We start from the raw sequence: 1043 nt of genomic DNA, 5'->3' as shown, positions 1-1043 counted from the left end.
CCACGTTCCTCGGTATCGCCCTGGCACTGACCCTCGCGTTCGTGATGATCTGGATCGCGTACAAGCCCCAGGTCCGCACCAGCGCCACCGAGCAGGTCGAGCAGGCGGGCAAGGCGCTCGAGCCCAGCCCCGACGGCGGCGCCGGCGGGGAGAAGCTGCCCAGTGCGGGCGAGTCGGCCCCCCTGCAGCAGCCCGCGCCGCAGCAGACCTCCGAGGAACCGAAGGGCGACGGCGGCGGTGGCGGTGGCGGCGGTGGCGGCGGTGGTGATGCGGCGAAGACCGAGGAGCCGGCCAAGGAACCCTCCGTGGTCCCCGCCGACAACATCCTGCTGCGCAACGCCACCACGAAGATGTGCGCCGAACTCCCCGGACGTGAGGGAGGGGAGATCAACGGGCCCGTCCAGCAGTCCGCCTGCCGTGAGGGAGTCGCCGACAACCAGGTCTGGAACCTGGAGGTGAAGTACCCGGACGGCGGCCCCGACGGGGTGGCGCTCTTCCAGATCCGGAACATCAAGGACCAGCTCTGCATGGACCTGCCCGAGTTGGGGGCGGCCCCCATCCGGACAGCCGTCACCGAGTTCACCTGCACCGGCACGACCGAGGACAACCAGCTCTGGTGGGTCGACAAGCAGGAGAGCGGGGCCTACTGGATCCGCAACTTCGCCAGCGACAACAAGTGCCTCGACGTGGCGGGCTGGAGCGACGGTGGCGAGTTCGCCAAGCTCACGCTCTTCGACTGCCTGAACGACGATGACCAGGAATGGGAGATCCTCACCTCGCTGAAGGACTGACGAGGACACCCGGTCACCGCGCGGGGACGTCGGGGCAACCAGGTCTGCCCCGTCGGCTCCTGCCGAGGCGCTTGCCGGTGCGTAGCCTCGCCACGTGAGCCTGTGGACTTCGCTGGAGCCCGCGTCCGCGACTGTGGACCCCGGCAGCAGTACGTGTGTGCGCCTGAGGGTGCGTAATACCGGTGATGTCGTCGATGAGTACCGGTTCGAGCCGGTGGGGGATGTGGCGCCCTGGACGGTGGTGGAGCCGCA

1 protein-coding gene is annotated in these 1043 nt (G+C 69.1%); it reads left to right on the top strand.

Going from position 1 to position 1043, the window contains the following annotated elements:
- Positions 1–791 (top strand): RICIN domain-containing protein (locus tag ACH4F2_RS36350; RefSeq protein ID WP_398136847.1); only part of this gene is annotated, 791 nt, incomplete at its 5' end.
- Positions 792–1043 lie beyond the last annotated feature (252 nt).

Origin of the sequence: Streptomyces sp. NPDC017890, assembly GCF_044328675.1 — a bacterium.
GTDB lineage: Bacteria > Actinomycetota > Actinomycetes > Streptomycetales > Streptomycetaceae > Streptomyces.
Note: the sequence above shows the minus strand (reverse complement) of the source record. Positions and strands in the feature narration are given on the sequence as shown.